Raw genomic sequence first — 19,505 nt, forward strand, 5'->3', positions numbered from 1 at the left:
GGGCGTCCCGTCCGAGGCGGGAAGAGGACGCCCAGGCAGGTCGGTGACGGTCAGCGGAAGTCGGCGAGGTGGTCGCGGGCCCATTCGGCGTAGCCGCGCGGGGCGCGGCCGGTGACCTGCTCCACGTCCGGCCAGACCCGCATCAGCGCCGACCAGTCCTGCTCGACGTAGCCGTCGGCGCCGCCGGCTGCCTCGCCCCCGTACTCGACGAAGCCCAGCATGAGGTCGGCCGACTCGGCGGCGAACCCTCCCTGGGCCTTCATCAGCTCACGGGCACGCTCGCGGCTGACCTCCTCATAGCGGACGGGTTCGCCGAGCGCCTCGGCGATGGCCGCGACCTGCTCGCGCACGGTGACCAGGCCGGGACCCGTCAGGGTGTAGGCCCTGCCGTGGTGACCGTCCTCCAGCAGCGCGGCCACCGCGACGGCGGCGATGTCGGCCTCGTGGATCAGGTTCATCGGCTCGTCGGCGAAGGGATAGCGCACCACCCGCTCCGCCCGGATGGACGGCGCCCAGATCTGCAGCATGTTCGTCATGAACCCGCACGGCCGCACGTGCGTCCACTCCAGTCCGGACTCCTCGACCGCCTGCTCCACCGGGTTGGTGTGCAGGCCCGCGGTCACCGACGCCGCCGACAACACCACGATGCGCCCTACCCCCGCCTGCCTCGCCAGCGTGACGACCTCGCGCGCGCTGTCGGCCACCGAGAACAGGTACATCCGTTCCACGCCCTCCAGCGCGCCGGCCATGCCGGCCGGCGCGGTCAGGTCGCCCTCGACGACCTCCACCTGCGGCGGCAGCTGGGCCGCCGCGGGGTTGCGGGTCAGCGCCCGTACGCTCACACCCGCCCGCACCAGCTGGTCCACCACGTGGCGGCCGACGATTCCCGTCGCCCCAGTAACCAAGATCTTCATGTGCGTTCCTTCCGCCGTGTCGTTCACGAAGGCAACGCTAGAGTTGATTCCGGTCACTTCCTGGCCGGAATGTGAGGGAATCTGGGCGCATGGCGAACACGAGTTCCCGCATGCTGCGATTGCTGTCCCTGCTGCAAACCCACCGCTACTGGCCCGGCGTGGAACTGGCCGACCGGCTCGCCGTGAGCGAGCGCACTCTGCGCCGCGACATCGACCGGCTGCGCGAGCTGGGTTACCCGGTCCACGCCAGCCGCGGCGTCGCCGGCGGCTACCAGCTGCGATCCGGTACGGCGATGCCGCCTCTGCTGCTCGACGACGAGGAGGCCGTCGCCATCGCGGTCAGCCTGCGCACCGCCGCAGGTGGCACCGTCGAAGGCATGGAGGAGACCTCGCTGCGCGCCCTGACCAAGGTCGTGCAGGTGATGCCTGCCCGCCTGCGCCGCCGCGTGGATGCCCTGCGGGCCTACACGGTCACCGCCCCGGCGGACGGCCCGCAGGTCGACGCCGCCACGCTCACCGTGATCGCCCAGGCGTGCCGCGATGACGAACGGCTCACCTTCACCTATGCCACCCCGTCCGGCGAGCCGACCACCCGGCTGGTCGAGCCGCACCGTCTTGTCTCGCTCAAGCGGCGTTGGTATCTGGTCGCCTGGGACCTCGACCGCGCGGACTGGCGTGTCTTCCGCCTCGACCGCCTCACCGACCCGGCCGCCACCGCAGCCCGCTTCCGCCCGCGCGACCTGCCCGCCGCCGACGCCGCCGCCTTCGTCGCCGAACGGCTCGGCTCCCGCCCTACCCGGCACGACATCACCGTCCTCCTCCACGCCCCGGCCGGCGAGGTCGAGCAGGTCGTCGCCGTCACCGGCGGCCAGGTGGAGCCCGTCGACGACCACTCCTGCCGTCTGCGCCTGCAGGTGGACGCCTTCGACTGGCCGGTGCTCATCCTCGCCGCGGTGGGCGCGCGATTCGACGTCATCCATCCCCCCGAGTTCCGCCACCACCTGCGCGACCTGGGCGGGCTCTTCCTGCGCGCAGGCACCGCCTAGCAGCTCACGTCCCTCTGGCGGTTCCGCTGCGTCGTTGCCAGGCCGGCTGATGCCTTCAGCGCGACGAGGCGGCGATGCCGTCGGCGTTGTTGACCAGCAGGTCCAGCCGCCCGGGCGCGCTCCGGGACGCTCGGCCATGCACCCGCCCGGCCCGGCCAGGGTGCGAGGGCCGACTCGTGCGGGTCGCGCGTCGTTGGGCACATCCGCCCTGGTCGGGTGGGGTTACCCCTACCCCGCGTTGGCCTGTTGGCATGATTACCCCGACAAAGCCGGACACATAGCTTCATAACGTCACAAACAACCGATGAAGGGGCTTCACCCGTGTCTGGCACCACCTCGTTGCGCCGTATCGTCTCCCGCTCCGCCGTCGTCGCGCTGGCCGGCGCGGCCTGCCTCGCAGTCACCGCCGGGAGCGCCGGAGCGATCATCAACGGCTCCAAGCCCACCGAGCCCTACCCCTTCATGGCGACCATCCCGACCACGGCCCCTCTCATGGGCCTCACGGACGGCAACTGCGGCGCGGCCCTGATCAACCCGCAGTGGGTCGTGACCGCGGCGCACTGCCTCGACATGGAGATCGGCTCGATCCCGAAGGGGACGGTGCGCATCGGCAGCGACGAGCGCAAGTCCGGCGGCGCCGTCCGCAAGATCGCGCAGGCGTTCCTGCACCCGAACTACGTCCAGAATGCGCCGAACAAGAACGACATCGCGCTGGTCCGCCTCGACCGCCCGGTCAGCATCAAGCCCATCAAGATCGCCGACCGGGCGGGCAGGCCCGGCACGCCGACCCGGATCCTCGGCTTCGGCATCACCACGTTCAGCGCCAACCCGGCTGACTGGAAGATGGCCGAGAAACTGCGCCAGCTCGACACCCGCCGCGGCGCGCCGTCCGAGTGCGGCCCCGGCTTCGCCGACGACACCCGCCTGTGCACGGTCAGCCAGAAGCCCAAGGCCATGGCCTGCAACGGCGACTCCGGCGGCCCCCAGATCCAGCGCGGTCGCGGCGGCCGCTGGGAGCTGATCGGCGTCACCTCCGGCCCCGGCGCCAAGAGCCCCTCCTGCGAGCAGGGTCCCGGCCTCTACACCAACGTGCCCGCCTACAGCGAATGGATCAACAAGACCATCCGCGCGAACAGCTGAGCCGCGGCCCCGCAGGCCAGGTGACGGACCGGGCACGTCCGGTTTGGAGAGCGAGAAGCGCGAGACCTCGCACTCCTCGCATGCGCAGGCGAGGCGCGGGCGAACATGCCTGTCGGTGAAGAAGCAGGTGGTACCGCTGTCCGGAGCGGCGAGGGCCGAGGCGCTCGCCCGCTCGAGCGGGGCGTCCCGGCAGGAGCGGTGATTCCAGCGGCTCGTCCAGGGGGATACCCGACCGGTCGATGCGCGGGCAGTCGCCTGGATCTGTCCGGTCGTTGAGGTCGTACTCGGTGATGCGTCGGCCGGGACGATGGATCCGCAGGACCAGCTCCGCGCGGCGGGCTCCGGACAGCAGATCGGCGGTCTTCCCTTCCTCGGGACACCCCCGAGGAGATCAGCGAGTTCCGGGCGAGGCTCGCGCGCGGCCTGCGCAGCCGGACTGTCATCCCGGCCGCGACCCTGACCGCCCCCGAGCAGTTTGCCTACGCACGCGCGCAGCATGCTCTCGGCGACCTGCACCGGATCGTCGAGGTGTCACCGCGGAGCATGGTCATCCTTGACGGCACGGTGGCCTTCGTCCGGATCGACCCTGACGACTACGCGGCAGGGGCGATGACGATCCGCCATCCGGGCATCGTCGCCACCCTCGGCGACCCCCCTGCCGGCTTTCGGCGCGGTCTTCAGGGTCTGCACCGTCGACCTGGCGCGGAAGGCTTGGATGCGTCGGTTGACGGCGTCGACGCCTTCGATGCGCTCCATGGACTCGGCCACGCCTGCCTGGGGGTGGGCCAGCAGCCCCCAGAGCGAGTTCAGCCGGTGAAGCTCATGCGAGGTCTCCTCCAGCCGCTGCCGGATGAGCCGGTCCATCGCCACGGGCGGGCGGGACCGCCACGAGGTCTTCATCCACGTACCCCAGCGCCTGGAGCTCGTGGAGCGTCTCATCCGCCGGGTCCGACCGGTATGAACCTTGCAGGAGGTCCAGATAGAGACGCTCCTGCGGCGCGGTGAGACGCACGCGGCCTCCTCGTTGTGAGAGTCGTGCAGCACTATGCACGATTCGTGCAGAAAGTGCACCTTCTGGCGCCCACAACGCCCTGTCAGGATCGTGTCCGTTTCGAACGGAGGCCTGTATTGAGAAGCAAACCGCAGCCCCTGGTCGTGATGACGTTGCTCAGCAGCTGAAAAGCGGCGCGGTCAGTGGGAGTCCGGTCTGGGGATACGGACGCCGGCGGCGCGGAGCCTGGCCTCGAAAAGCGCGGCCAGCCGCGCCGCGGCCGGCGTCTGCTCCTCGCCGTGGTGGGCGATCAGCCTGTACCGGGTCGCGGCCTCGGTGCGGGCTTGCATGCCGGTCACGGTCTTCAGCAGCGCGGAGTCGGCGAGGTAGTGGTCGGCCGCGGCGGTGGCCAGCTCGGCGATGCGAGGGTCGTCCGGTTCCCAGGTCGCGGCTTCGGCCGCGCGCCTGGCCAAGGCGACGAGCGCGGTGTCTTCGAGGGCGTGCTCGAAATGGGTGAGGTAGTCGTCGAAGCCCTCTGGGACCAGTGCCCTGGCCAGCACCCAGCCTTCCCTGGTGGCCGCCACCTCGTCGGCGGGGAATCCGAGGTCGGGCATCCGCTCCAGCAGCGCCACAGCGCGGTCGGGCAGCAGAGCCCGGTCACCATCGGCGAGCCGGTGCAGCGTGTCACGCCGCGCGGTCAACTCCTCGATCCGTTCGGTGAGCTGCCGCTCGACGTCGGCGAGCGCGGCGGCGAACAGCGCGGCGTCGGCGTCGAGCAGGGGGCCGATCTCGGCCAGCGGCACCCCGGCGGCGGCCAGCGTCCGGATCTGCACCAGCCGCAGCAGGTCGGCCGACCCGTACCGCCGGTAGCCGGAGCTGTCGCGTTCCGGCTCCTTCACCAGGCCGAGCTTGTGGTAATGCCGCACCGTCTTCACCGTGACGCCGACGAACGCCGCCGCCTGCCCGATCGTGACTCCGTTTGTCATCTGCTCAGCCTGCCTTGTGCTCAAGTTCGGCGACTACGCACACCACCGCCGCACGACCGGAAGGGTTAGCCCTCGAGGCGTACGGGTCACAGGTGCTCAGTCCTTCGGCCGAGCCGGAGCACCGCAGAACACCTCGTTGACGAGCCTTCGCCGGGCGTTCTGGAACGCCGCTGCGATGGACAGGTCGGCGTCGTCCACGCAGTTCAGCGCGGCGATCAGGGTCTTGCCGCCGTCGGGTGTGCTGTACATCAGCGCCGCGTGGCCCACCGCGGCGCCGTTGTGGCAGATGACGGTGCCGCCGCCGTCGGTGTTCACCACGAACACTCCCAGCCCGTAGTCCATGTCCGGGATGCCCGTCGGGTGCGGGGCGCACATCTCGGCCAGCAGCGGGGCCGGCAGGAGCTTGCCGCCCAGCAGCGCGGAGATGAACGTGTGCAGGTCCTGGGTGGTCGAGATCATGTCACCGCCGCTGGAGATCCAGGACGGGTTCTGGCGGGTGATGTCGACCGTCTTCTGCTCGCCGCCGTCCTCATACCGGTAGTAGGCGTGGGCGTACGGGCCGGGGATCTCCGGACCGTCCGGCACCACCGTGCCCGACAGGGCCAGCGGCCCCAGGATCAGCCGCTGCATCTCCTCGGCGACCGAACGGCCGGTGACCTTCTCGATCAGCAGCCTGGCCAGCACGTAGTTGGTGTTGGAATAGCTCCAGCCCGCCCCCGGCTCGAACCGCGCCGGCTTGGACAACGCCAGCTCCACCAGCTCCTGCGGCCGGTAGGTCTTGAACCGGTTGTCCATCCACTCCTTGCCCGTCGTGCCGTAGGGGATGGCGATCCCCGGCGCGACCGTCCCGTCGTCGTAGACCTCGCCGCTGAAGTTGAACACCCCGCTGGTGTGCTGCAGCAGCATCCGCACCGTGATCCGCTCGTCCAGCCCGAACTCGGGCAGGTAGTCCGCCGCCGGGCTGTCCAGCCCGACCTTGCCCTCGGCCACCAGTTGCAGCACCAGGGTCGCGATGAAGGTCTTGGTGTTGCTGCCGATCCGGACATGCCCGTTCGTCGGCGGCTTCGCGGACCCACCCAGCTCGGCCGTCCCGGCGCTGCCCACCCACTCGCCCCGCTCATCGTGCACGCGCACCGACACCCCGACGAAGCCGGAATCGACGATCTCCTCGATGGCCTTCTCCAGCCCCGGGCGAGCCCGCCCGGCAGCGGCCACCCCGCCGGCGTCGAGGGCGGCGGTGATCTTGCGGGCCATCTCGGCCGTGGTGCTGGGCTGGTCCAGGTGGGCCTGGGCTGATTCGACGGCGAGGAGGATGGTACTGCGGAAGTTGTCGGCTTCTGCCGGAGCCTGCTTGCCGAGCAGCTTCACGGCTGCGGTCAGGGCCGGCAGTACCCGGTCGGCGAGTACGGCGACGGTCTTGCCCTCCAGGTCGATGTCCCTGGCCTTCGCGGCGAGCACGTGCCCGACCAGACCTGTCGCCGATGTCAGGGCGATGGTGGCATTCGTGGCGGCTTTGTGGGGCGAGCCGGTGGCGGCGGCCATCAACGACACGGCGCCGTACGCGGCGGTCCGCAGGGTGCTCTTGTCCTGGTCGGAAAGGGTGAGGGACATGGTGGTTCACTCCGTCGAATCTGTTGTGTCCTGTCGGCTTGGTGCCGCTGCGCCGAGCTTCCACCCTGACCCAAGGTCAACCTCAACGGTGATCTAGCTCACATCATGAGGGTGGGGACAGCGTCGGGAGCCGGCCTGGCCGACGAGGCGCGGATCGACGCTTCCGTAGGAGGCGCGCGCGAGCGGGCCGCCGACACGGACACCGACCACAAGGAGCTCGCTGCCGAAGAAGCCGCGCGCCTCCGACTCGATCCCAACCAGCCGCCCACGTAGGGCCGGATCCGTATGGCTCGGCGATACCGGCTGCTCATCCGGGCGGAGAGCGATCCACGCCGTGGACAAGCGGCCTCGATCAACGATCAATCGCGCCGCAGCCCCCGGATCGGCGGAGTAGGAGGAGGCAGTATCTGGTCCGATGACGCTGGGTCGGCCGGACGTGACAGGGGACAAGAGCTGGGTGCCGAGCGGCGGAGTGACGTCAGGGATCATACTGCCGTCAGCTCCGGCGACATCGGCGACATGTCTGCTGCTTCGTGCGCGGCTTGTGCCGTAGCGACGAGGACACTCCGCGGCGATCGTCACGGATCGCGGCGCGGTGGTGCAGACCGCGTGGGTAGCGCTCGCCCATGCGGTCATCGCGATCCCGCGCCTGATTCGCAAGGCATGAGCGGCCACCGACGGGACATACGGCCCGCCCGGCGCCCGTGACCTATCCGCGCGACCTCTTATGGTTTGGAGCGAGATCAGGAACAGATCTGTCGCACTCTCACTTTCTGACGGGCTGGAGCATGCCCCAGTAGCGGTGACCAGACTCGTTTCTTTCGGTCGACTCGGTGGCCTTGGCGAGCTGTGCCAAGGTGATGGTGTACTTGCCGCCTCCACCGGCGAAGGGATTGGGATCCCAGACAAGGATGGTCTTTGCTTCCTTGTCATAGCCGTAGGCGACGACGAAGTGACCGACGTCCGTCGCGCCGAAGTCGACGCCCCTGTACCAGGGGAGCCGGTCGATGAAGAGCTGGATCGGAACGGCCTTGCGGAGAACGCCGACGCTGTAGGCGACCCGCTCGCCCAGACGCTTGGCGTTGTACACGTCCCATGCGGGCGCATAGACGTATCCGGTCTTCTTGGAATATGCGTTCAGCACCCGCAGCATGTCTTCGGCGGACGTGCCGTCCTTGGTGGTGCGCATCTTCTTGGCCAAGGTGGCCTGGCCGACCTTGATGCCGAGCGTGCGGAGAGAGATCTCAGCCGCTGCCGGGGCGCACCAGTAGTCCGTGGCCTGGAAGACCCCCTTGATCGGGAGTTTGGCCCGGGCCGGTGACGTGGACCCGGCGGGCAAGGTCGCCTGCGCGATGGCACTGCTCACCCGGAGCTGGGTACTGACGGCGGCTGGGGCGGCCTGCGCGCTGCCTGGCTGGAGGGCGACGAAAGCTGAGACCAGGACGGCACTCAGTGCGGTACATGCTGAAAGCTTCTTCACGGGGGGAGATCTCCAGGGGAGTTGGGACACTGGTGAACGATCTTGGCCGGACTTTACATGATCCGCTTTACCGTCTTGTCTGACCCCGATACCCGTACCGCCCGCACCGTCCCAGCCCACGTGCACGGTACAGATTCTTGTTTCCGCAGCTAGACCGCGTCTCGCGTGTCCCACCGTGTCCCACGGACGGCGCGCCGGACCGCGCTGGGTGGTCAGATGAGTCCTGTCACCACGTACCGACCACGTGCTGACGAAGGAACGAACAGAACCAGCGAGTTCCCCGGTCAACCCGATGAGAAAGGTAGTGGCAGGACATGAACCGTCACCTCAGCGAGAACGTACTCGGCGTTAAGGACATGGAGCAGCAGCCCAAGGCGCGCGGAAAGAGGTTCACGCTCAACGGCGCGCTGTGGTCTCTTCAGGTGTTGTTCGGCTTCTTCTTCGCCGGCAGCGGTTTCGGCAAGGTGCTGCTCTACGACGGAGCTCTGTATGCGGCAGCGCCCCGGGCCGTGGCCTGGTACGCCGCGGTGCCGCAGTCCCTGATCGTCTTCATCGGGATCTGTGAGGTACTCGGCGGCGTCGGCATGATCCTGCCGGCGATGACGGGAGTCAAACCGAAGCTCACGCCGCTCGCCGCCGCCGGCCTGACGCTGACGATGATCCTCGCGGCTGTTTTCCATATCGTGCGCGGCGAATACGCACTGGTGCCCGCGAATCTCTTGCTGGGAGGCGTCGCGGCGTTCATCGCGGTCGGACGATGGAAGCTGAGGCCCATCGCACCCGCGATCCTCACCACCTCACGCGCACTCCAGTCGTTCGCGGTCCTCGGCGCACTGACCCTGCTGGTATTCGTACCGACGTGGTACACGATGACCAACGTCCAATTCTGACCACGTCGCCTGCCGCCTTCCGCCGACCCCCCGGGGGCTCCAAACGCCATCATCCAGGCGCTGCGCTCTACGTCGTTCCAGTCAGGCGCTGCCGGGTGCGGGATGGTGCGGACGGGGGCAGTGTGGCCAGGATGTCGGCGAGGGTCACCCCGGCCAGGCTGCTGCGCCACGCCTGGTGGGCTTCGGCCATCTTCTCTGCCAGGACGCAGGTGCGTCGGCACTCCTCGGCCGGCAGCGCTCCCCGTCCCTGCTGGCGGATCTCGCGGCACTCATACGGTGAGGACGTGCCGGCGACGGCCTCGACGATCTGCAGGAGCGTGATCTCGGAGGCGGAGCGCGCGAGCCGGAATCCGCCTCGCGGCCCGGTGGTGGCGGCCAGCAGGCCGGCCCGGACGAGCGCCTGCAGCTGCTTGGCCAGATAGGGCGCCGGAAGGTCGTAGTACTGCGCGAGCTGTGTCGTCGACGCAGTCGCTCCCGGATCGAGCTGTGCCAGCGACGTGGCGCAGTGCAGGACCCATTCCGTGCTCACAGGCAGCTTCACGGCCCGAGTCTATCGCAGACATTGCGGACCTTTTTAGTCCTTGATAGCCTCCGTGTCGTAACGAGACAAGGGAGAACGTCATGCGGATCGCCGTCGCCGGCGCCACCGGGAACATCGGAGCCCTCACCGTCGCCGCCCTGGAAAGGGACGGCCACCACGTCACGCGCATCAGCCGCTCGCTCGGCGTGGACCTGTCGACCGGCGCAGGACTCGAGGACGCACTGACAGGCGTCGAGGCCGTCGTCGACGCCACCAACGGGCCCGCGACCGACCGACAGGAGACGGTGGCCTACTTCGGCACCACCACGCGCAACCTGCTCGCCGCCGAGGAGCGGGCCGGAGTCCGGCACCACGTGCTGCTCTCCATCGCCGGGGTCGACCGCATCGAAGGCAACGCGCACTACGCCGGCAAGCGGGAGCAGGAGCGCCTCGTGAGCGCGGGACCGGTGCCGTGGACGATCGTCCCGGCCACGCAGTTCCACGACTTCGCCGCGATGGTGGCCGGCTGGAGCGAGCAGGACGGCGTCGCCACCATCGCACCGCTGCTGGTGCAGCCGATCGCGCCCGCGGACGTGGCCGAGGTCCTGGCCGAGGTCGCGGCGGGGGAGCCGCGGGGGCGTCACGCCGACATCGCAGGGCCCGAACCGCAGGACCTGGTGGACATGGCCCGGCGCACCCACCAGGCGCTCGGCCGTACGGTGAAACTCGTGCCGACGTGGTCGACGACGTTCGGCCCGGAGATGGCAGGCAACGTGCTGCTGCCCGGCGAGGGCGCCCGCATCACGCCGACCACCTTCGACCAGTGGCTCGCGCAACAGCGATAGAGCGCCGGACGAGACGACCTCCTCGAGCCTCAGCCGTCAGCCCGTGTCGGGCCGGCCGCCGGTCAGACCGGCCAGGAAGGCCGCGGCGGCGGGGGAGGGGCGGTGCAGGCTCCAGATCAGATGCTCCATCCGCGCGGGCGCGTCCATCACCCGCAGCATCCGCAGCTCCGTCGTCTCACCCACGAACGCCGCGGGCAGCATCGCGATGCCCAGCCCCTGACGGATCAGCCGCGCCATGAAGTCGGCGGCCGTCACCTCGAAGGCCACCTCCCTCGTCAACCCCGCCGCCGCGAACGCCTCATCCGACTGCGCCCGCCCCGCCGTCCCCTCGGGGAAGTCGACGAACACCTCCTGCGCCAGCCTGCGCAGGTCCACCGCCACCTCGCCGGCCAGCCGATGCCCGGCCGGCACCACCGCCACCAGCTCCCCCCTGGCCAGCTCGCGGCTGCGCACCCCCTTCGGCGACATCCCCAGCGGCAGGCCGAGGAAGGCCACGTCCATGTCGCCCTGCCGGACCCGCTCGGTCAGCTCCTCGCTGGCGCCCACCCGCAGCGTCACCTTCACCTGCGAGTGACGGGCATGGAAGTCCTTCAACGCCCGCGGCAGGTCGACGGCGGCCACCGTCGGGATCGCCCCCAGCGCCAACCGGCCGCGGATCTCGCCCGCGGCCGCCGCCACCTCCGCCCGCGCCCGCTCGGCCGCCTCCAGCGCCTGGCGCGCCGCGGGCAGGAACGCCTCACCCTCGGGCGTCAGCCGCACCCGCCTGCTGGTGCGTTCGAACAGCCTGGCGCCCAGCTCGCGCTCCAGCCTGGCGATCTGATGGCTGAGCGCCGACTGCACCACCATGCACCGCTCGGCCGCCCTGGTGAAGTTGCTCGTCTCGGCGACCGCCACCACGTACCGCATCTGCTGGAGTTCCATCCATCAATCGTGAACCACGATCGTTCACATGACAAACATGTGTTGGACTCATCGATCCATGGTCCGCCACGCTAGGACCATGACGAACCGGACACTCTCCCGCGGACTGCTGTTGCTCATGTCAACAGCCACCGGCCTCGCCGTCGCCGGCAACTACTTCGCCCAACCCCTGCTCGACCTCATCAGCAGAGAACTCGCACTCACCACAGGCGCCGCCGCCCTCCTGGTCACCGCCGCCCAAGGCGGCTACGCCCTCGGACTGATCCTCCTGGTGCCCCTCGGCGACCTGGTCGAACGACGCCGCCTGGCCGTCATCCTCTACGCCCTGACCGCGCTGTTCCTGCTCGTCTCCGCCACCGCAGCCACCGGCCCCATCCTGCTGGCAGGCACCGTACTGACCGCACTGACCTCCGTCGCCGCCCAGGTCATCGTGCCCTTCGCCGCCACACTCGCCGACCCCGCCGAACGCGGCAAAGTCGTCGGCACCGTCATGACCGGCCTACTGCTCGGCCTGCTCCTGGCCCGCACCGCCGCCGGCGCCCTGTCCGAACTCGGCGGCTGGCGGACCGTCTACTGGGTCAACGCCGGCCTCATGCTCCTCATGGCCGTCCTGCTGCGCGTCTACCTGCCCCGCCTGCACACCCGCGCCGGCCTCAGCTACCCCGCCCTGCTCCGCTCGATCTACACCCTGCTGCGCGAGGAGCCCGTCCTGCGCTGGCGCGCCGGCATCGGCGCCCTGGCCCTCGGCTCCTTCAGCGTCCTGTGGACCGCCCTGACCTTCCTGCTGGTCCAGCAGCCCTACGGCTGGAGCGAATCCAGCATCGGACTGTTCGGCCTCGTCGGCGCCGCCGGCGCCCTCACCGCCACCATCGCAGGACGCCTGGCCGACCGGGGCCACGTCCAGGCCGTCACCGCCGCCGGCACCATGCTCATGCTCGCCTCCTGGCTGCCCCTGGCCGCCGGCGCCCGCTCCCTCATCTGGCTCCTGGTCGGCGTCATCGTCCTCGACCTGGCCCAGCAGGCGGTCCTCAACAGCAACCAGAACGTCATCTACGCCCTACGCCCCGAAGCCCGCAACCGCATCAACTCCGCCTACATGACCTCCTACTTCATCGGCGGCGCCATCGGCTCGGCCCTCACCTCACTGGTCTGGGTCGCCCACGGCTGGAACGGCGTGGTCATCCTCGGCGCCACCCTCTCGGCAGGCACCCTCGCCCTGTGGGCGCTCGAACGCCTCACCACCCGCACCCCCGCCACCCCCGCCGACGCCGCACGCCCCCTCGTCCCCGCAGGCAGGTAACCCATGCGCATCACCGTCTTCGGAGCAGCAGGAGCCGTCGGCAGCCGCGTCGTGGCCGAGGCGCTCTCCCGCGGCCACCACGTCACCGCCGTCGTCCGCGACCCCTCCCGCCACCAGCCGGCCCTCACCGCCGCCCACCCCGACACCGCCGCCACCCTCGGCGTCGGCGACGCGAGCGACCCCGCCGACGCCGCCCGCCTCATCGCCGGCCACGACCTCGTCATCACCGCCGTCCGCCCCGCCCCAGGACACGAAGCCGACCTCGTCACCGCCACCCAAACCCTGCTGAGCGCCGCACACCACGCCGCCACCAGAATCCTGCTCGTCGGCGGCGCCGCCACCCTCACCGTGCCAGGCTCCGGCGCCACCATGGTGCTGGACGACCCCGCCCACCTACCCGCCGCCTACCGCCCCATCGCGCTCGCCTGCGCCGCCCAACTCCAAGCCTGCCGCGCCTCCGACGCCGACTGGACCTACCTCAGCCCCGCCGCACAACTCCTGCCGGGCACGCGCACCGGCACCTACCGCCTCGGCGCCGACGAACTCCTCCTGGACGCCGACGGCACCTCGGCCATCTCCATGGAGGACCTGGCCGTGGCGCTGCTCGACGAGGCCGAACACCCCCGCCACCGGCGCACCAGGTTCACCGTCGCCTACTGACCCACTCCCGCGACAGCATCGCGAAGATCACCTCATCGCACCACTCACCCTTGACCCGCTCGTTCTCCACCAGATGCGCCTCCTTGCGCATCCCCAGCTTCTCCAGCACCCGCGCCGAAGCGGCGTTACGCCCGTCGAGACGGCCCACGATCCGGTGCAGACCCAGCTCCTCGAAACCCAGCCGCAGCATCTCCACCGACGCCTCCGGCGCATACCCCCTGCCGTGGAAGTCGGGATGCAGCACATAACCGATCTCGCCCTGCTGACGCTCACGACTGGTCCAGATCAACAGCACCTGCCCGATCAGCCGCCCCGTCTCCCGCAAGGTGACCGCCAGATCCAGCACATCACCCTCCTCCTGCAACGCCACCCGCGTGACGCGCTTGTCGAGAAAGGCCCGAGAGGCCTCCAGATCCCGAGGCTCCCAGTACAGGAACCTGGCCACCTCGGGCAGCCGCTCGAAGGAGTAAGTGGCCTCCAGGTCATCGACGGTGAAAGGACGCAGAAGCAGACGGTCGGTCAGAATCGGAAACGAAGGCTTGAGCACGACACGCAGTGTAGGAACCCCCACCCCGCCCCTGCGACACCTTTTCCCCGCCTGCCTAAGCTGCCTGCATGGACCTCGACGCGGCCAGAAAACTCTGGGAACCCGCCCCCGGCTGGCTCAACACCGCCAGCTACGGCCTGCCACCCCGCCCCGCCCTCGACGACCTGCACACCGCCCTCACCCAATGGCGGCACGGCAGCACCGACTGGCAGCCATGGGACGCCACCGTCACCCGCTCCCGCGCCGCCTTCGCCACCCTCATCGGCGCGCCCGCCGACGACATCACCCTCAGCTCCACCGCCTCCCAGATCTTCTCCCAGATCGCCACCGCCCTACCGCCCGGCTCACGCGTGCTCGTACCCGACATCGAGTTCACCAGCAACGTCTACCCCTGGGCCATGGCCGCCCACGTCGACACCGCCCCACCCGACCAGCTCGCCGAAGCCATCACCCCGCACACCAGCGCCGTGGCCTTCAGCCTCATCCAGTCGGCCACCGGCCACAAAGCCCCGCTCGCCGACATCATCCAAGCCGCCCGCGCCCACGACACCCTCGTCATCGCCGACGCCAGCCAAGCCTGCGGTTGGCTGCCCGTCACCACCGACGGCCTCGACGCCCTGGCCTGCGCCGCCTACAAATGGCTGATGTGCCCACGCGGCGCCGCCTTCGGCTACCTGTCACCCCGCCTGCGCGCCCGCATGCGCCCCACCGCCGCCAACTGGTACTCCGGCACCAGCATGTACGGCATGCCGCTCACCCACCGCCCCGGCGCCCGAGCCTTCGACCTGTCACCGGCCTGGTTCTCCTACGTCGCCGCCGCCCCCACCCTCGAACTGCTCAACCAACTCGACCTCGCCGACATCCACGCCCACAACCTCGCCCTGGCCAACCGCTTCCGCGCCGGAGCAGGACTACCGCCGGGCGACAGCGCCATCGTCTCCCTCGACACCGACGCGCTCGGTACCGGAGCCGAAACGGGCCGCCGCCTCGAACGCGCCGGCGTGCGCGCCGCCGTACGGGCAGGCAGACTACGCGTCTCCTTCCACCTCTACACCAGCGAAAGCGACGTCGACCTCGCCCTGCAAGCCCTCACCTGACACTCCACCCGCCGACCCACCGACACCGACCGACCGACCACGAAGGCACCCCACATGACCGTCCTGCACATCGCCTACGCCACCGACTGGGAAGCCGCCCAGCACACCGGCGAATACCGCATCTCCACCCGCGGCCGCACACTCGAACAAGAAGGCTTCATCCACTGCAGCGCCACCCGCGCCCAGGCCCGCACCGTCACCGAACTCTTCTACGCCGACGTCACCGAACCCCTACTCCTCCTCGAGATCGACCCCACCGGCCTCGACATCCGCTACGAAGTGCCCGAAGGAGCCCACGAAGCCTTCCCCCACCTCTACGGACCCCTGCCCACCAGCTCGGTGAGCGCCGTCTACGAACACAACACCCGCTGAATCCGCCGCGAGGCCACCCACAACCCCAACCCGGCCAGCACCACCAGATACAGCGCGTGCCCTGCCAACGCCCACTCCACCCGGCCCAACGCCAGCCCCCGCACCAGCTCCACCGCGTGATACAGCGGCGTCACCTGCACCACCGCCGCCAGCACCGGGGGATAGCCCCCCACCGGCGCGAACGTCCCCGAAAACAGGAACAACGAGAACTGCGCCGCCGTCATCAGGTCGAAGTCCTGCCACCCCCGCAAGAACGTCGACACCGCCATCCCCGCCGCCCCGAACGCCACCCCCACCAGCATCGTCGCAGGAAAGGCCGCCAACGCCCACCACGGCTCAGCCAGCCCCATCACCGCCATCACCAGCAAGAACGCCGCCGTGTAGAACGAACTGCGCACCATCGCCCACGTCAGCTCACCCAACGCCACCTCGATCGGCCGCACCGGCGTCGCCAAGATCGCCTCAAACGTCTTGGCGTACTTCATCTTGAAGAAGAAGTTGAACGTCGTCTCCGCCAACGCCCCGTTCATCGCCGACGCCGCCAGCATCGCCGGAGCCACGAACACCGCGTAGGACACCACCCGCCCATCACCCAGCGGAATCCGCCCCACCAGCGCCCCCACACCGACCCCGATCGACAACAGGTACAGCAGCGGCTCGAAGAACCCCGACACCAGCACCAGCCAGTACGAAGCGCCACTGCGCAACGCACCCACATTGCGGCCGACCACCGCGCCCACCCGGCCCACCGACACCTGCCGGGCCACCATCAACGTCACCATGATCAGTCCTGAAGTCGCTTACGGAAGGAGAACGCCGCCCACCACAACCCAGCCACCCCGAAGGCCAGCAGATACCCCACATGCACCCACACCGACCACGGGGGAGCCACCCCCAACGTCGCCGCCCTGCACAGCTCCACCCCATGCCACAGCGGCGAGGCGTACGCCAACGGCCGCACCAACGCCGGCAACTGCTCCACAGGGAAGAACACCCCCGCGAACAACGTCGAAGGGATCATCACGAACCGAAACAGCAACGCGAAATAGCTGTCATGGTCGATCGAGGCCGAGAACGCCGACACCGGCGCCGCCACAGCCACCGCCAGCACCCCTACCACCAGCAGCGTCACCGCCGCCCACGGCGAGGCCAACACCCCGAAAGCCGCCACCACCGCCAGGAACACCACCGCCGCGACCTCGACCCTGAACACGATGTACAGCATCCAGCCGCGCACCATGTCCCACGCCGACACCCGCGTCGCGAACATCGCGTGCGCGCCCCGCGTCCACTTGAACTCACCCAGCACGCTGTAGGTGCACTCACCCACCGCCATCTGGAAAGCCGTCGAAGCCAGCACCCCCGGCACGATCCACTCCACGTACGACACGCCCTCCACCGTGCCCACGTAACCGCCGACCCCCAGCCCGATGCTCACCAGGAACAACAACGGCAGCAGAAACGACGAGAACAACGACGCCCGCCACAACCGCTTGTACAACGTCAGGTGCCGCTCCAGCACCGCCACCGTGGGATGCGCCATCAGTCCACCAACGTCCGGCCGGTCAGGTGCAGGAACACATCCTCCAGCGACGCCCGCCGCACCAGCACACTCGAGGGCGCCAACCCCCTGCGATGCACCTCCGACACCGCGTCGTCGCCGTCCTTGGCATACAGCAGGATCCGATCAGGCAGCACATCCACCCGATCACCCACCCCCGACAGCCGCTCCACGAACCCCTCCAACGGCTCAGCGCCGAACCGCAACTCCACCACCTCGGGCGAGGCATACGACTCGATCAGCGACCGAGGCGAACCCTCAGCCACGATCCGCCCCCCGTCCATCACCACCAGCCGGTCGCACAACTGCTCGGCCTCGTCCATGTAGTGCGTCGTCAACACCAACGTCACCCCACGCTGCTTCAACCGGAACAACCGCTCCCACAGCAGGTGCCGCGCCTGCGGATCGAGCCCCGTCGTCGGCTCGTCCAACAGCACCAGATCCGGCTCGTTCACCATCGCCCTCGCGATCGTCAGCCGCCGCTTCATACCCCCCGACAGCGGCTCCACCTTCGAGGAGGCCTTGTCACGCAACTGCGCGAAGTCGAGCATCTCCTCGGCCCGCTCGCGCGCCTGCGCCCGCGACAGCCCGAAGTACCTGGCATACGTCGTCAGGTTCTCCCGCACCGTCAGATCAGGATCAAGGTTGTCCAACTGCGGGCACACCCCCAGCCGAGCCCTGATCGCCGGCCCCTCCCGCACCGGATCCATCCCCAGGATCCGCAGCTCACCGGCCGACGGCATCGACACACACGAGATCATCCGCATCGTCGACGACTTGCCCGCACCGTTGGGACCCAGGAACCCGAACGCCTCACCGGGCTCGACGTCGAGATCGATGCCGTCCACCGCAGTGAACTCACCGAAGCGCTTGACCAGCCCGCGCGCGTGAATAAGAGGTTGATGTTCAGCCACGAGGCCGAACACTAACCAACCCCACCGACAAACCCGCAAGTGAATAAAGCGCGGCCCGCCCCCGAGGAGCGGCCGGCGCGGGGGAGTGGCACCACCCCGCGCGCCTCCTCCCGCCCGTCGCCCGCCCCAGGCCGGCGGCCACCACAGCGGCCACCACAGCGATCACCACGCGAGCCGACCAGAGCCGGCCCGCCTGAACAACGCCGATCACACCACCCAATGCGGCCGCCGAGAGGCCGACGACGACGAAACCCCATCGGCCACAGCGGCGGCCAACCGCCGCACCGCCTCACCCAGAACATCCGCAGACACCGTGTACGGAATACGCAACCGCTGCTCGAACACCCCAGGATCAGCCGCGAAGTACGCACCGCCCTCGATCCGCACCCCATAGTCCAACGCCCGCTCAGCCAGCGCCGACGCCACAGGCTCACCCAGATCCACCCACAACGACAGCCCACCCGCAGGCACCCGCCACGACCACTGCGGAACATGCTCACCCAACGCCGCCACCAGAGCGGCACGCTGCTCCCGCAACCGCTCCAGAAGCGAAGGCAACAACTCCCCGGCCCGCCCCAGCAGAACCAGCGCCAAAAGCTGATCAAGCACCGAACCACCCAAGTCCGTGGCCACCCGCTGACCCGCCAGCTCCGTCACCAACTGCGACGGCGCCCGCAACCACCCGATACGCAGACCACCCCAGTACGTCTTGCTCATCGACCCGATCGTGATGACCTGACCACCCCCACCCGACGGCGCATGACAGGCGAAAGGCGACGGCGCGGCACCATCGAGCGCCAACTCGGCCAACGTCTCATCCACCACCAACCACGCCCCACAGCGCTGAGCCGCACGCAGAACCCGACCCCGCTCACCCTCCGGCATGAGACAACCAGTCGGATTGTGAAAATCAGGGATCAGATAGGCCAGCTGCGGCACCACCTGACCCAACGTCGACTCCACGATCTCCACATCCCACCCGCCATCACCCACCGGCACCGACACCGCACGCAACCGCGCCCGACGCATCGCCTCCAACGCATTCGGATACGACGGACTCTCCACCACCACCCGATCACCCGCACGACACAACAGCCCCAACACCAGCGTCAACGCATGCTGAGCACCAGAGGTCACCAAAATCTGCTCAGGCACCGTCGCCAGACCCCGCAACGTGAAACGCTCCGCCACCGCCGCACGCAACTCCGGCAGACCATAAGGGTGATAACCGGGGGAGCCCGCCTGCTCCACCAACTCAGGACCGACCCGCGCCAGCGCATCGGCAAGCACCGCCCCCGGCAACGCCGGAGCCGCCCTGGCCAGATCGATCGCGCTGTCCCTCGACCCCAGCAGCCGCGACACCCCACTCGGCGCACGACCCTCGGGCAGCGCCGTCCACGTCCCCGAACCCTGACGGCTCCGCGCGAAACCACTCTCACGCAACAGGTCGTACACCGCGGTGACAGTCGCCCTGCTGACGTCCAACGCCGCAGCCAGCTCCCGCTCAGCGGGAAGCCTGACATGCAACGCGACCCGCCCGTCCAGGATCAGCGCGCTGATCGCCTGAGCCAGATGCCGGTAAGCGGGCCTCGCCCCCGCCAGGTCCGGCAACATCGCGGCGAGCTGCCGACTGCCCACCATCCGGTCAGCGGCCATACCACTCTCCTGAAATTGGCCATGTCACCCAGGCCAATCACCCTACAGACTCGC

At 69.4% G+C, this 19,505-nt stretch carries 21 protein-coding genes; 9 read left to right on the top strand and 12 right to left on the bottom strand.

The annotated features are described in order from the left end of the window. Nucleotides 1–50 precede the first annotated feature (50 nt). Nucleotides 51–914, bottom strand: a complete 864-nt coding sequence (locus ABFX50_RS38180; protein ID WP_346153543.1) for an SDR family oxidoreductase — start codon at nt 912–914, stop codon at nt 51–53. An 89-nt stretch (nt 915–1,003) separates the two neighbouring features. Between ABFX50_RS38180 and ABFX50_RS38185 the strand changes: the two genes are divergently transcribed. Next, nucleotides 1,004–1,960 (top strand): helix-turn-helix transcriptional regulator, encoded by a 957-nt coding sequence (locus ABFX50_RS38185; protein ID WP_346153545.1) that lies wholly within the window; start codon nt 1,004–1,006, stop codon nt 1,958–1,960. Between the two features lie 321 nt (nt 1,961–2,281). Then, the gene (locus ABFX50_RS38190; RefSeq protein WP_346153547.1) at nt 2,282–3,100 is read left to right on the top strand and encodes a S1 family peptidase; all 819 of its coding nucleotides are present in this window, start codon (nt 2,282–2,284) and stop codon (nt 3,098–3,100) included. 531 nt (nt 3,101–3,631) lie between these two features. On the opposite strand, the gene ABFX50_RS38195 is transcribed toward ABFX50_RS38190, so the two are convergent. From ABFX50_RS38195 to ABFX50_RS38205, 3 genes are all read right to left on the bottom strand, one after another. Then, on the bottom strand, nt 3,632–4,000 hold the full coding sequence (locus tag ABFX50_RS38195; protein WP_346153549.1) for a hypothetical protein: 369 nt from the start codon (nt 3,998–4,000) through the stop codon (nt 3,632–3,634). Between the two features lie 291 nt (nt 4,001–4,291). Further along, entirely contained in the window at nt 4,292–5,077 is a 786-nt protein-coding gene (locus tag ABFX50_RS38200; RefSeq protein ID WP_346153551.1) for a MerR family transcriptional regulator, read from the bottom strand. 96 nt (nt 5,078–5,173) lie between these two features. After that, nucleotides 5,174–6,688 (bottom strand): serine hydrolase domain-containing protein, encoded by a 1,515-nt coding sequence (locus ABFX50_RS38205; protein WP_346153553.1) that lies wholly within the window; start codon nt 6,686–6,688, stop codon nt 5,174–5,176. A gap of 105 nt (nt 6,689–6,793) precedes the next feature. Between ABFX50_RS38205 and ABFX50_RS38210 the strand changes: the two genes are divergently transcribed. Continuing rightward, nucleotides 6,794–6,961, top strand: a complete 168-nt coding sequence (locus ABFX50_RS38210; protein WP_346153555.1) for a hypothetical protein — start codon at nt 6,794–6,796, stop codon at nt 6,959–6,961. Between the two features lie 493 nt (nt 6,962–7,454). Here the strand turns inward: ABFX50_RS38210 and ABFX50_RS38215 are convergent, their stop codons facing one another. After that, nucleotides 7,455–8,168 carry a C39 family peptidase gene (locus tag ABFX50_RS38215; RefSeq protein ID WP_346153556.1) on the bottom strand — a complete coding sequence of 238 codons (714 nt, stop codon included), beginning with the start codon at nt 8,166–8,168 and terminating at the stop codon, nt 7,455–7,457. 314 nt (nt 8,169–8,482) lie between these two features. Between ABFX50_RS38215 and ABFX50_RS38220 the strand changes: the two genes are divergently transcribed. Beyond that, nucleotides 8,483–9,058, top strand: a complete 576-nt coding sequence (locus tag ABFX50_RS38220; protein ID WP_346153558.1) for a DoxX family protein — start codon at nt 8,483–8,485, stop codon at nt 9,056–9,058. Between the two features lie 67 nt (nt 9,059–9,125). On the opposite strand, the gene ABFX50_RS38225 is transcribed toward ABFX50_RS38220, so the two are convergent. Beyond that, entirely contained in the window at nt 9,126–9,599 is a 474-nt protein-coding gene (locus ABFX50_RS38225) for an RrF2 family transcriptional regulator (RefSeq protein WP_346153560.1), read from the bottom strand. A gap of 80 nt (nt 9,600–9,679) precedes the next feature. Between ABFX50_RS38225 and ABFX50_RS38230 the strand changes: the two genes are divergently transcribed. After that, the gene (locus ABFX50_RS38230; RefSeq protein ID WP_346153562.1) at nt 9,680–10,423 is read left to right on the top strand and encodes an SDR family oxidoreductase; all 744 of its coding nucleotides are present in this window, start codon (nt 9,680–9,682) and stop codon (nt 10,421–10,423) included. Nucleotides 10,424–10,459: 36 nt separating this feature from the next. Here the strand turns inward: ABFX50_RS38230 and ABFX50_RS38235 are convergent, their stop codons facing one another. Then, nucleotides 10,460–11,344 (bottom strand): LysR family transcriptional regulator, encoded by an 885-nt coding sequence (locus ABFX50_RS38235; RefSeq protein WP_346153564.1) that lies wholly within the window; start codon nt 11,342–11,344, stop codon nt 10,460–10,462. Between the two features lie 79 nt (nt 11,345–11,423). On the opposite strand from ABFX50_RS38235, the gene ABFX50_RS38240 reads away from it, so the two are divergent. Both ABFX50_RS38240 and ABFX50_RS38245 read left to right on the top strand, forming a co-directional pair. Beyond that, on the top strand, nt 11,424–12,644 hold the full coding sequence (locus ABFX50_RS38240) for an MFS transporter (protein WP_346153566.1): 1,221 nt from the start codon (nt 11,424–11,426) through the stop codon (nt 12,642–12,644). A gap of 3 nt (nt 12,645–12,647) precedes the next feature. Then, complete coding sequence (locus ABFX50_RS38245) at nt 12,648–13,304, top strand: NAD(P)-dependent oxidoreductase (RefSeq protein ID WP_346153568.1); 657 nt, start codon at nt 12,648–12,650, stop codon at nt 13,302–13,304. Here ABFX50_RS38245 and ABFX50_RS38250 read toward each other — a convergent pair. Further along, a complete protein-coding gene (locus ABFX50_RS38250) occupies nt 13,288–13,851 on the bottom strand; it encodes a GNAT family N-acetyltransferase (protein WP_346153570.1) in 564 nt (187 codons plus the stop codon). The genes ABFX50_RS38245 and ABFX50_RS38250 overlap by 17 nt on opposite strands. Before the next feature lie 68 nt (nt 13,852–13,919). Between ABFX50_RS38250 and ABFX50_RS38255 the strand changes: the two genes are divergently transcribed. Both ABFX50_RS38255 and ABFX50_RS38260 read left to right on the top strand, forming a co-directional pair. Next, nucleotides 13,920–14,948: an aminotransferase class V-fold PLP-dependent enzyme gene (locus ABFX50_RS38255; protein WP_346153572.1), complete on the top strand. Its 1,029-nt coding sequence runs from the start codon at nt 13,920–13,922 to the stop codon at nt 14,946–14,948. Nucleotides 14,949–15,002: 54 nt separating this feature from the next. Continuing rightward, nucleotides 15,003–15,320: a DUF952 domain-containing protein gene (locus ABFX50_RS38260; protein WP_183643651.1), complete on the top strand. Its 318-nt coding sequence runs from the start codon at nt 15,003–15,005 to the stop codon at nt 15,318–15,320. On the opposite strand, the gene ABFX50_RS38265 is transcribed toward ABFX50_RS38260, so the two are convergent. The 4 genes from ABFX50_RS38265 to yczR form a co-directional block, all read right to left on the bottom strand. Next, complete coding sequence (locus ABFX50_RS38265) at nt 15,299–16,102, bottom strand: ABC transporter permease (RefSeq protein ID WP_346117674.1); 804 nt, start codon at nt 16,100–16,102, stop codon at nt 15,299–15,301. The genes ABFX50_RS38260 and ABFX50_RS38265 overlap by 22 nt on opposite strands. A gap of 2 nt (nt 16,103–16,104) precedes the next feature. After that, nucleotides 16,105–16,863, bottom strand: coding sequence for an ABC transporter permease (locus ABFX50_RS38270; RefSeq protein WP_346153575.1), 759 nt, complete (start codon nt 16,861–16,863; stop codon nt 16,105–16,107). Further along, nucleotides 16,863–17,807 (bottom strand): ABC transporter ATP-binding protein, encoded by a 945-nt coding sequence (locus ABFX50_RS38275; protein ID WP_346153576.1) that lies wholly within the window; start codon nt 17,805–17,807, stop codon nt 16,863–16,865. The genes ABFX50_RS38270 and ABFX50_RS38275 overlap by 1 nt, the downstream gene beginning before the upstream one ends. 195 nt (nt 17,808–18,002) lie before the next feature. Further along, nucleotides 18,003–19,451, bottom strand: a complete 1,449-nt coding sequence (yczR, locus tag ABFX50_RS38280; protein WP_346153578.1) for a MocR-like transcription factor YczR — start codon at nt 19,449–19,451, stop codon at nt 18,003–18,005. Nucleotides 19,452–19,505: the final 54 nt, after the last annotated feature.

It is taken from the genome of Nonomuraea recticatena (assembly GCF_039533245.1).
Classification (GTDB): domain Bacteria; phylum Actinomycetota; class Actinomycetes; order Streptosporangiales; family Streptosporangiaceae; genus Nonomuraea; species Nonomuraea roseola.

What these genes read in the sequence shown, in the direction of transcription:
- ABFX50_RS38195 (WP_346153549.1), bottom strand. Translation starts at nt 4,000, where the DNA reads ATGAAGACCTCGTGGCGGTCCCGCCCGCCCGTGGCGATGGACCGGCTC.
- ABFX50_RS38210 (WP_346153555.1), top strand. Translation starts at nt 6,794, where the DNA reads ATGAGGGTGGGGACAGCGTCGGGAGCCGGCCTGGCCGACGAGGCGCGG.
- ABFX50_RS38235 (WP_346153564.1), bottom strand. Translation starts at nt 11,344, where the DNA reads ATGGAACTCCAGCAGATGCGGTACGTGGTGGCGGTCGCCGAGACGAGC.
- ABFX50_RS38265 (WP_346117674.1), bottom strand. Translation starts at nt 16,102, where the DNA reads ATGGTGACGTTGATGGTGGCCCGGCAGGTGTCGGTGGGCCGGGTGGGC.
- ABFX50_RS38220 (WP_346153558.1), top strand. Translation starts at nt 8,483, where the DNA reads ATGAACCGTCACCTCAGCGAGAACGTACTCGGCGTTAAGGACATGGAG.
- ABFX50_RS38245 (WP_346153568.1), top strand. Translation starts at nt 12,648, where the DNA reads ATGCGCATCACCGTCTTCGGAGCAGCAGGAGCCGTCGGCAGCCGCGTC.
- ABFX50_RS38270 (WP_346153575.1), bottom strand. Translation starts at nt 16,863, where the DNA reads ATGGCGCATCCCACGGTGGCGGTGCTGGAGCGGCACCTGACGTTGTAC.
- ABFX50_RS38260 (WP_183643651.1), top strand. Translation starts at nt 15,003, where the DNA reads ATGACCGTCCTGCACATCGCCTACGCCACCGACTGGGAAGCCGCCCAG.
- ABFX50_RS38255 (WP_346153572.1), top strand. Translation starts at nt 13,920, where the DNA reads ATGGACCTCGACGCGGCCAGAAAACTCTGGGAACCCGCCCCCGGCTGG.
- ABFX50_RS38205 (WP_346153553.1), bottom strand. Translation starts at nt 6,688, where the DNA reads ATGTCCCTCACCCTTTCCGACCAGGACAAGAGCACCCTGCGGACCGCC.
- ABFX50_RS38185 (WP_346153545.1), top strand. Translation starts at nt 1,004, where the DNA reads ATGGCGAACACGAGTTCCCGCATGCTGCGATTGCTGTCCCTGCTGCAA.
- yczR (WP_346153578.1), bottom strand. Translation starts at nt 19,451, where the DNA reads ATGGCCGCTGACCGGATGGTGGGCAGTCGGCAGCTCGCCGCGATGTTG.
- ABFX50_RS38240 (WP_346153566.1), top strand. Translation starts at nt 11,424, where the DNA reads ATGACGAACCGGACACTCTCCCGCGGACTGCTGTTGCTCATGTCAACA.
- ABFX50_RS38230 (WP_346153562.1), top strand. Translation starts at nt 9,680, where the DNA reads ATGCGGATCGCCGTCGCCGGCGCCACCGGGAACATCGGAGCCCTCACC.
- ABFX50_RS38200 (WP_346153551.1), bottom strand. Translation starts at nt 5,077, where the DNA reads ATGACAAACGGAGTCACGATCGGGCAGGCGGCGGCGTTCGTCGGCGTC.
- ABFX50_RS38180 (WP_346153543.1), bottom strand. Translation starts at nt 914, where the DNA reads ATGAAGATCTTGGTTACTGGGGCGACGGGAATCGTCGGCCGCCACGTG.